We start from the raw sequence: 9,079 nt of genomic DNA, 5'->3' as shown, positions 1-9,079 counted from the left end.
GCTTGAGGCGTGTTGTCGCTCACCGATGACATTGCAGCGCGATTTGAAGCGGGCGCGGATAGTCCTGTTAGCGGCGGACGGGCGCAGCACCCGGTCGATCGCCAAGGAAGTTGGGGTCCAGCCGCGGATTGTCAGCGTTTGGCGGCATCGCTATGCCGACCAAGGCCTTGAAGGGCTGCAAGACAAGCCGCGGCCCGGCAAGCAGCCGATCTATACGAAGACGACCGACAAGCGGATTCTGAAGCTGCTGGATAAGCCGCCCCCGCAAGGGTTTGCGCGCTGGACCGGCCCTCTGCTGGCCGAGGCGCTAGGCGATGTTGACGTCCAATATGTCTGGCGGTTCCTGCGCAGCCACAAGATTGACCTCGCGGCTCGCAAGTCCTGGTGTGAGAGCAACGACCCGAACTTTACGGCCAAAGCCGCCGATGTCGTTGGCCTTTACGTCGCCCCGCCGGCGAAGGCTATTGTGCTCTGCGTGGACGAGAAGCCCTCGATCCAGGCTTTGGAGCGAGCGCAGGGCTATCTGAAGTTGCCCAATGGCCGCGCCTTGACCGGCCAGAGCCACGATTACAAGCGGCATGGCACCACGACATTGTTTGCAGCGCTCGAAGTCGCCACCGGAAAGATCATCGCTACGCATTCAAAACGCCGTCGCCGTGTCGAGTTTCTCGATTTCATGAACAGCCTCACCGCGGCCTTTCCGGGCCGAAAGCTTCACGTCATCCTCGACAACCTCAACACCCACAAGAAGAATGAGAGCTGGCTCAAGGCCCATCCCAATGTGCAATTCCATTTCACACCGACGAGTGCGTCCTGGCTCAACCAGATCGAGGTATGGTTCTCAATCCTGCAGGGGCAGTCGCTCAGCGGCACCTCCTTCACAAGCCTCAAGCAGCTTCAGGAACACATCGATGCCTACGTCAACGCCTACAACGACAAAGCCGAGCCCTTCGTCTGGACCAAGAAAAAGATCCGTCAACGCCGTTTCAAGGGCCGCCGTATCAATCAACTCTGATTCCGGGTACTAGACTAGCTGCGCACCACGGCTCCCGACGCGTTCGCCAGCGAGTACGATCCGATGCAGGTCAGCGCGCACAAGGACGCCGTCTCCCTGTTTGAACGCTACGCCAAGGGTGGCGATAATCCGAAGCTGAAGGGTTGGGCCGGCAAGACCCCGCCCACGCGCTCCAGCACCATCTTACGATGGCGCAGGACATGGACAAGACCCGGAAGTAGCTCTCCGGCCCGCGACGCGCGCCGGACGCGGGCCCAGTCTCCGATCGCTGAACCGTGAAAGCTGTTCGCAATCCATGGGAAGACGAGCCCGTCGGCCCCGACGACGTGCCGATAGCATTCGGCGATTGAGACCGATCGCACCGGTCAGTCTTATGGAACGATGTGGGCCGCCCCGGATTGCACAGCAACAACATAATTCCTCGAGGCGCCCCTATGGCGCAGGCTCGCGCTGCACAGGACCGGGAAACGGAACTCCAGGAGACTGCGGCACTCGCCGCAATCGGGATTCTGCTCGCCGTTGCTTTTGGCCTGAGCACTCTCGTAACACCGCTGTACCTGATCTACCAGCAGACGTTCGGTTTTTCGCAGATCACGCTAACGCTGATCTATGCCGCCTACGCGCTCGGCAACGTCACTGCGCTCCTGTTGTTTGGCCACGTCTCCGACCGGGTGGGTCGGCGGCCGACCGCGCTCGCGGCGATAGCAGTCCTGATCATCGCTGCTCTGATCTTCCTGTTCGCCAAAGGTATCGCGTACCTTTATGCCGCGCGCATCCTGAGCGGGCTCGGTATCGGTCTTGCGAGCGGCACGGGCAACGCCTGGCTCGCGGAGCTCGTTGACAGGAACGACAAGCGCCGCGCAGCCATCATCGGGACGAGCGCCAACTTCGTAGGTCTCGGCCTCGCGTCGTTGCTCTCGGGCCTACTCGCGCAATACGCGCCGTGACCGCTCCAGCTCTCGTTCATCGTCTATCTCGCGATTGCTTGCGTCGCCGCCGCGCTGGTTTGGCTCACTCGAGAGACCATTCGGCATCCCGATCTCCGGAATGTTGAGCTTCATCCGAAGCTGCTCGTTCCGCGAGACATCCGAGCGCGGTTCGTGGCCCCCGCGATTGCCGGATTCGGCCTGATGGCACTGGTCGGGTTCTATGCCGCGCTGATGCCGTCGATCATGTCTCATGACCTTCACATCGAGAGCCGTGCCGCGGCCGGCGGTCTTTTGTTCGAACTCGCGATCGTGGTCGCGCTCGTGATCGTTGCGACGCAGATGCTCGCGAGTCGCAAGGCGATGCTGTGGTCACTCGCACTCATGATCCCTGCGACAGCCGCTGTCGCGACGGCACAGATTTCCGCGTCGCTGTGGGTCATGCTGATGGCGACCGCTACAGTCGGTGTGTCTGCCGGCCTCGGCTATCGCGGCAGTTTGCAGGTCGTGAACCAGATCGCGCCCACGGATGAGCGGGCCGCCGTGGTTTCGAGCTATTTCGTATGTTGCTTCATCGGAAACGCACTACCCGTGATCGGCGTAGGCGTCCTGGCAAGCCTTACCAACGCAACCATCGCCAACATCGCATTCTCTGGAACGATCGCAGCTTTCGCGATAATCGCGCTGATCTTTGGGCTCCGATATCGGACATAGTTCCCATCGGGTCAGAAGCGGCTTGCCGACGAGGGCGATCTATTACTTGCAACCTTGCCGCATTTTCACATGGCTAAGGGCCCTCCCGCATGCGTTGAACCGAACGTAACTCGCGATGGATGGCTCATCATGAGGACCTGGCGCCTTCACTGCATCCGATAATCAGCAGCACGGGCACGGCAAATGCAACCGAACCAGCAGCAAGACCAGCAGAACGCCCAAGACCGGCAACATCAACAGAATCAGCAGAATGGCCAGCAGCAATCGGCTCAGAACAACCAGCCGATCCAGTCTCCGCCGCGAGGCGAAGTCCGGCAAGTTCAGCAGGCCCTCGACAAGAACGGTTTCAAGGCAGGCCCCACGGACGGACGCTGGGGCAACGAAACCAAAAGCGCCGTGAAGCAGTTCCAGCAGAGCAAGCAGCTCCAGGCGACCGGACAGCCTGATCAGCAGACGGTCGCAGACCTTGGATTGGATGCATCCAAGTTCCAGCAGCCGCAGGGCCAGAAGTAGCGGATCAGGCCGTTCGAACGAACGCTGCTCCCTGACGTGCTTCATCACTTCCCGAGTTGCGTCGCAGACTGGACCCCAGGCTCGCTCCCCCGAGCTTGGGGAATTTTCCGTACGACCTACCCGCGGGACAGGTAGTCACTGAACGTCAGTACGAACATGAAGATCATCCAGAACAGGCCAGTGCTCGCGACGATGCGGACCAGTGTCGTCCCGTTCCTTAGATCCATCAGAAAGATCGCGAGTACGGCGGCCATTACCACTGCAATCACGAGGTTGACCGCGACGTTGCCGGCACCGAGTGGCAGGTAAGCCGAACCAAGGCTGATCGCAGCGAGAGCAAGCAGCGCAGACCACGCCAACAACGGGCCACGCCAGAGAGTTTCATGATCTCCCGATGATCCGTTCATGATCGGCCAGCCAGGTAGATCAGGGGATAGAGAAATATCCAGACCGTATCCACGAAGTGCCAATAGATCGCAACACCCTCCATCGTTGACCCCTGTACCGGAATGGTCCCGCGCCAAAACAACGTCATCACCGCGATGACGACGCCGATGCCGGCGGTCAGGTGGAGCGCGTGAACCCCAGTCATGATCCAGTAAAGCCCCCAGAAGATTGCGGTGGCCGCCGGCTTCAAGGGAAAGCCTGGTCCGGGAACCAGGTTCTCGTTAATATCTGCGTAGTATTCGAGGCCCTTCGTGACCAGGAACGCCACCCCGAGTGCTGCTGTCGCGCCAAGAGACAGGAGCGTCAGCCGTCGCAGTTGGATAGTCGCCGCGCGCAGCGCGACCGTCATGGTGAGGCTCGAGGTCAGGAGCAGCACCATGTTGATCGAGCCGTAGACGATCTTTGTGTGCGCGGCTGCAATCCGAAACGCCTCGGCGTTGAAGCTCCGATAGATCGCGTAGCTGCAGAACAGCGCCGCAAAGAACAGTACCTCGCTGGCGAGGAAGAACCACATGCCGAGGCCGACCGCTTCGCGTTGCAAGCGAAGGTCAGGCCAAGGTTCCTGCAGGGCGCCGGAAAGATCGGTCATCGTGCGTCCCCTCGCCCCTCCACCGGCGCCTGCTCAACCTCTTCACGCGCACGGCCAATGTCGTGATACTGATACGGCGCTGACGTCACCTGCGGGGGCCGGAGGAAGTTCCGCTTCGGCGGCGGGGAAGGCGTCTGCCATTCGAGACCGGTCGCGCCCCAAGGATTATCTCCTGCTCGATCACCGTTGAACAGCGACCACCCGAGATATCCAAGCGGCATCAGGTAGGCCACGGCGAGCATCGCCGCTCCGCCGCTTGATAGGACGTGCCAGATCTGGAACACGTCCGGATAGAAATGATAGCGCCGGGGCATACCGAGCCAGCCCATGATGAATTGCGGGATGAAGGTCAGATTGAACCCGAGGAACATGGCGATGGCTGCGAGTTGGGCTGCGAACTCGTGATACCGCCGCCCGGTCACCTTTGGCCACCAGTAGTGGATGCCGGCCATGAAGGCCGACACCGTTCCACCGACCATGATCGTGTGGAAATGCGCGACCACGAAATAGGAATCCGTCGCTGCGATATCGATGGGAACGGAGGCGAGAAACAGCCCGGTGAGCCCGCCGATCGTGAATAGCCCAAGAAAGCCCAACGCATAGAGCATGGGCGCCTCGAACCCGATCTGTCCCCGGTAAAGCGTCGCGGTCCAATTGAAGACCTTGATCGCCGACGGCACCGCCACGATGAATGACAGGAAGGAGAAAATCAGGTTTGCCAGCGGCGACTGCCCGGCCACGAACATGTGATGTCCCCAGACCATGAAGCCGACCACGCCGATCGTCAGCAGGGCATAGACCATGAACGCATAGCCAAAGACGCGACGCCTCGCGAAACAGGCGAACACTTCCGATACGACGCCCATGGCAGGCAGGATCATGATGTAGACGGCGGGATGGCTATAGAACCAGAACAGATGCTGAAAGAGCACCGGATCTCCGCCCACGCTGGCATCGAAGATCGGGAGGCCGAACAGGCGTTCCGCGCAGATCAGCAGCAGCGACATCGCCAGAACCGGCGTCGCGAGCACCATCACCATGCTGACAACGTACATCGACCAGGCGAACAGCGGCAGGCGAAACCACGTCATGCCCGGGGCGCGCAACAGGTGGACGGTCGCCATGAAGTTCACGCCTGTCGCGATCGAGGAGAAGCCGACCACGAATACGCCGATTGCAGCCGGGACCACGCTCGAGTGAGAATAAGTGGACGAGAACGGCGGGTAGAACGTCCAGCCGGTGTCCACGCCGCCGCTCAGCAGCACGTAGACCGTGAAACTGGCACCGATCAGATACAGATACCATGACAACAGGTTGAGACGCGGAAAGGCGACATCCGGCGCGCCGATCATCATCGGCAGGACGAAGTTGCCCATCGTGGCGGGAATTGACGGCACCAGGAAAAACCACACCATTATGATTCCGTGAATGGTGAAGGCACGGTTGTACTCGTCTGACGTCATGAACCAGCCGGTCGGGCTGATGAGCTCGAGCCGCACCAGGCCGATTGCGACACCGCCGATGAAGAAGAAGGCGGTGATTGATAAGGCGTAGAGAATGGCAATCCGCTTGTGGTCGGTGGTCAACAACCACGACAATACGGTGTGCCCCTCATCCAAATAGCTGGTCGCCACCGATTCTTCTGTTGGCGCATATTGCAACGTCATCTCGCTCATGGCGAAGCTCCTTGCCCTGTATCAACTGACTGGCTGGAGAGGGACTTGACGTAAGCGACCAGCGAGATCACTTGCCCCGGTGTGACCGCGCCGCTGAAATTCGGCATCAGGGGCGGAAATCCGGCTACCCTGTTCTTGTCAGGCAACAGGATGCAGTCGCGCAAATAGGCTTCGTCGGCCGTGACCGTCCGGCCGTCGGCAAGCTGCACCGCGCTGCCGTAGACGCCCTTCAGGTCCGGCGCATGAACGGTCGAGCCCGGTGTATGGCATCCGGAGCACCCCAGCGAAAGGAACAAAGCCTTGCCCTGATGGGCAAGATCATCGCCCTCCGGCACGGCTGCGTTCCAGCGCGAATATTCCTCCGGAGTGACGACCACGAGCCGTCCTGCCATCACCGAATGGTCTGTTCCGCAGAACTCCGCACATGTCAGATGAAAGACGCCGGTCTTCGTCGCGTTGAATGAGAGATAGGTATAGCGGTCGGGCAGGACGTCCTGTTTGAGCCGGAGCGCCGGAAGATAGAGGTCGTGAATCGCATCTTGCGATGTCATGATCAATCGAACGTTGGTATGAACCGGCACGTGCAGTTCGTCGATCTCGCGTGCGCCACTGGGATGCTGGATGCGCCACATCCATTGCTTGGCCACGACATGGATCTCGAGGGCAGGCTCGGGAGTGGCCAGCGCCGATAGCTGGCGTGATGCCGCCCACCAGAACAGGAACAGAAACAGAAAGGACGTTGCCGCCGTCCAGCCGATCTCTATCTCTCGATCGAGCCGCTCCGGCGTCTCGCCGCGCGGCGCGCCCGATCCCTTGTGATAACGGATCAGGAAATAGGTGATCAGGCCCGCAACGAGCGCGACGACGGCTCCCGAGACCACGGACAATAGTATGAATAGCGCATCGACATGGGCGGCATAGTCGGAAGCGGCCGTGGTAAACTCGGTGAGCTTCATGGCGGCAAGCTCCGACGTTCACGCCTCGCCATCAGGGATATGCCGCCCAGCATGACCACCAGCGTGATAACCGCTGCAACCGCGAGCATGCTGGTGATGCGTTCGGTGTAAACTCCCTTCACCGGATCGTAGCCGTAACACAACAGATGGATGCGATCAGCGAGCGTGCCGACCGTACCGCGCCCCGCATCCACGATGGCCAGCCGCAGATCAGCCGCGTCCAGGCCGAGCGGCGACAAGACTCGGCGCACTCTTCCCTTTGCATCAACGACGTACACGGCCGCCGGATGGGCATATTGATCGTGCTCCGCATCGTAAGAGTAGCGAAGCCCCGCCGCCTGCGTGACGTCGCGCACAGCCGCATTGCTGCCGGTCAGGAAGACCGTCGCCGCACCGATCGGGCTCCCGGCGTCGAGGTGGCGCGCGCGCATCGCTTGCGCCGCCGCCGGTTTGTCCTTTGGATCAATACCCAGCGCCACCAGGTGGAAGTCGGCTCCCGGCCTGAGACCCGTCTTCGCCAGACCGGCTACGGTGAATTCCAGGATCGGTCCGCATAAGGTCCGACAGGTGTAATCCGCAAAGACCAGAACCGACGGCAGGCCGCCGATCGCGTTGCGCAAGGTCACGGGACGCCCGCTCTCGTCGATGAAGCCAACATCGAGCGGCAATACTGCATCCGGTGCTGGCGCCGCCTCAACCTTCCGGACGTCGGCATCAATGAGCCCCGCCCTCGCCGGCCCCGGCGCCGCGAGCGGCGCACAGATCAGCAGCGGGATGAGGACGGAGGACATTCTCATTTGCCCGGCTCCTGCGGCTGATGCTCCGCCTCGGGTTCATCCGGAGTTCCTCTCCGTTGCTGGATCGTTGATCGCTCGGCGGCGGCGGTCGGCGCCGACAGCGCAGTTTGCGGCGATGGCAGCAGCGGCTGATAGGCGTTGCCGCCCTTTTTCGCGAGCAATTGCATGGCTCGTTCGATCGGCACCTGAACCAACGAATGCTTCTGATCCGCCCATTGCCAGGATTCCAGCTTCTTGCGCTGTGCGGCAGCGATCCGCTGAAATTCCTTACTCTCCGTCGTGTCGATGCGAGGCTGCGGAAACTCCTGCGGTTGCGGCAGAGCTCTGGGCGGCGCAACGGCGTGATAAACGCCGTAGAGGCCGCCGATCGACACCACGAGCAGCAGCAGCGCGCCGAGCGCCGTCCAACCCACGAATCCCATTCCAACATTCGGAGACTCGGGAACGTACTGAATATGATGGCGTTCACCGGACATCGCTCGGCCCCCATGCAAACAGCCGCGGCGCTCCGCTTCGCGCAAGAAACGACGTGACGCTGATGATAATCAGACCCATGCCGATAACAGCCAGCAACGCGCTGGGGAGCGCGGCTACGCCCCTCGCCGGCGCAATGAGATACGCGTCGTTTGCAGCAATCCCGACGAGCGTGATGATCCCGACCACGCGGAGCGGCCGGCGCTGGTTCCGCACGCGCGATTGAAGCAGCACAAGTGTCGGGATCAGGGATCCCAGCGCAAACGCCGCCCCAGCCAGTGCGGTCCATGGCAAATGACTCCGCGCCACGAACCAGGCTTCTTCGCGCGGAAGATCGCCATACCAGATGACGAGAACCGCCATGAAGTCGATGTAGGTGATCCCAAGAATAGTCGCCAGCAGCAGCGCGCCGACGTCGCCAATGGCCGGCTCGTCGTCGGGTGCCGGCATCCACATGGTCGCCCAGGCCAAGGCAGCGACGAGCGAGGTAATTGCAACGCTTGCTCCGAACGACGACGAGGTAAAAGGCGCCTCGATCGAGAGATACCAGTCGATCGACACGCTGCTGATGATGACGGCATGGAACGCCAGCCCGAGCGCTGCCAGCAACTGACCGCGCCCGCCGGCGGCCCGCGGAAGGAAAAACGCCAAGGCCGACCAACCTGCCAATGCCACCAGCGATCGCACCACAAAGGCCGGGCGATTGAGATAGAGCGACAGGACATCGGGCTTCACCGTGAGCGGCCTCTGGGCCCACGGATATAGCGCAGGGATCGCGACAAAGATCGGCACGGCGAGAAGAAGCAGCAACGGAATGGCGGCTGCGCTCGGTTCGGTCACGGGTGCGATGATCTCGCCCCAGCCGCCGGAGGTCAGCCGATGAATCATCATGAGCGACAGACTGCCCACCAGGATCTGCGCCCAGAACACGAATCCAACGAGCCAGCCGGTGCCGGCTGCTGCCGGATCAAC

General features: G+C 61.5%; 9 protein-coding genes and 2 pseudogenes. 3 read left to right on the top strand and 8 right to left on the bottom strand.

Annotated elements, in window-relative coordinates:
• From AS156_RS16575 to AS156_RS44425, 3 genes and pseudogenes are all read left to right on the top strand, one after another.
• Positions 1-1,015, top strand: a 1,015-nt coding sequence (locus AS156_RS16575; protein WP_082747544.1) for an IS630 family transposase, incomplete at its 5' end; no start/stop codon positions are given.
• A gap of 42 nt (positions 1,016-1,057) precedes the next feature.
• Positions 1,058-1,236: pseudogene (locus tag AS156_RS40730) on the top strand (DUF4142 domain-containing protein); the annotation flags it as partial.
• 213 nt (positions 1,237-1,449) lie between these two features.
• Positions 1,450-2,655: pseudogene (locus AS156_RS44425) on the top strand (MFS transporter).
• A gap of 162 nt (positions 2,656-2,817) precedes the next feature.
• On the opposite strand, the gene AS156_RS44420 reads toward AS156_RS44425, so the two are convergent.
• From AS156_RS44420 to AS156_RS16530, 8 genes are all read right to left on the bottom strand, one after another.
• Entirely contained in the window at positions 2,818-3,213 is a 396-nt protein-coding gene (locus AS156_RS44420; RefSeq protein ID WP_245312861.1) for a hypothetical protein, read from the bottom strand.
• A gap of 71 nt (positions 3,214-3,284) precedes the next feature.
• The gene (locus AS156_RS16560; protein ID WP_066506175.1) at positions 3,285-3,575 is read right to left on the bottom strand and encodes a cytochrome C oxidase subunit IV family protein; all 291 of its coding nucleotides are present in this window, start codon (positions 3,573-3,575) and stop codon (positions 3,285-3,287) included.
• On the bottom strand, positions 3,572-4,204 hold the full coding sequence (locus tag AS156_RS16555) for a cytochrome c oxidase subunit 3 (protein ID WP_066506173.1): 633 nt from the start codon (positions 4,202-4,204) through the stop codon (positions 3,572-3,574). Before AS156_RS16555 ends, AS156_RS16560 begins: the two co-directional genes overlap by 4 nt.
• Positions 4,201-5,880 carry a cytochrome c oxidase subunit I gene (locus tag AS156_RS16550; protein WP_066506171.1) on the bottom strand — a complete coding sequence of 560 codons (1,680 nt, stop codon included), beginning with the start codon at positions 5,878-5,880 and terminating at the stop codon, positions 4,201-4,203. The genes AS156_RS16555 and AS156_RS16550 overlap by 4 nt, the downstream gene beginning before the upstream one ends.
• Positions 5,877-6,836 carry a cytochrome c oxidase subunit II gene (gene coxB, locus AS156_RS16545; protein ID WP_066506167.1) on the bottom strand — a complete coding sequence of 320 codons (960 nt, stop codon included), beginning with the start codon at positions 6,834-6,836 and terminating at the stop codon, positions 5,877-5,879. Before coxB ends, AS156_RS16550 begins: the two co-directional genes overlap by 4 nt.
• Entirely contained in the window at positions 6,833-7,627 is a 795-nt protein-coding gene (locus tag AS156_RS16540; RefSeq protein WP_066506166.1) for an SCO family protein, read from the bottom strand. The genes coxB and AS156_RS16540 overlap by 4 nt, the downstream gene beginning before the upstream one ends.
• A gap of 2 nt (positions 7,628-7,629) precedes the next feature.
• Positions 7,630-8,109 carry a hypothetical protein gene (locus tag AS156_RS16535; protein ID WP_136626262.1) on the bottom strand — a complete coding sequence of 160 codons (480 nt, stop codon included), beginning with the start codon at positions 8,107-8,109 and terminating at the stop codon, positions 7,630-7,632.
• Positions 8,099-9,037, bottom strand: coding sequence for a hypothetical protein (locus AS156_RS16530; RefSeq protein ID WP_136626261.1), 939 nt, complete (start codon positions 9,035-9,037; stop codon positions 8,099-8,101). The genes AS156_RS16535 and AS156_RS16530 overlap by 11 nt, the downstream gene beginning before the upstream one ends.
• Positions 9,038-9,079: the final 42 nt, after the last annotated feature.

This window comes from Bradyrhizobium macuxiense (genome assembly GCF_001542415.1).
In the GTDB taxonomy this organism is placed as follows: domain Bacteria; phylum Pseudomonadota; class Alphaproteobacteria; order Rhizobiales; family Xanthobacteraceae; genus Bradyrhizobium; species Bradyrhizobium macuxiense.
Note: the sequence above shows the minus strand (reverse complement) of the source record. Positions and strands in the feature narration are given on the sequence as shown.

What these genes read in the sequence shown, in the direction of transcription:
- coxB (WP_066506167.1), bottom strand. Translation starts at nt 6,836, where the DNA reads ATGAAGCTCACCGAGTTTACCACGGCCGCTTCCGACTATGCCGCCCAT.
- AS156_RS16555 (WP_066506173.1), bottom strand. Translation starts at nt 4,204, where the DNA reads ATGACCGATCTTTCCGGCGCCCTGCAGGAACCTTGGCCTGACCTTCGC.
- AS156_RS16560 (WP_066506175.1), bottom strand. Translation starts at nt 3,575, where the DNA reads ATGAACGGATCATCGGGAGATCATGAAACTCTCTGGCGTGGCCCGTTG.
- AS156_RS16550 (WP_066506171.1), bottom strand. Translation starts at nt 5,880, where the DNA reads ATGAGCGAGATGACGTTGCAATATGCGCCAACAGAAGAATCGGTGGCG.
- AS156_RS44420 (WP_245312861.1), bottom strand. Translation starts at nt 3,213, where the DNA reads ATGAAGCACGTCAGGGAGCAGCGTTCGTTCGAACGGCCTGATCCGCTA.
- AS156_RS16540 (WP_066506166.1), bottom strand. Translation starts at nt 7,627, where the DNA reads ATGTCCTCCGTCCTCATCCCGCTGCTGATCTGTGCGCCGCTCGCGGCG.
- AS156_RS16535 (WP_136626262.1), bottom strand. Translation starts at nt 8,109, where the DNA reads ATGTCCGGTGAACGCCATCATATTCAGTACGTTCCCGAGTCTCCGAAT.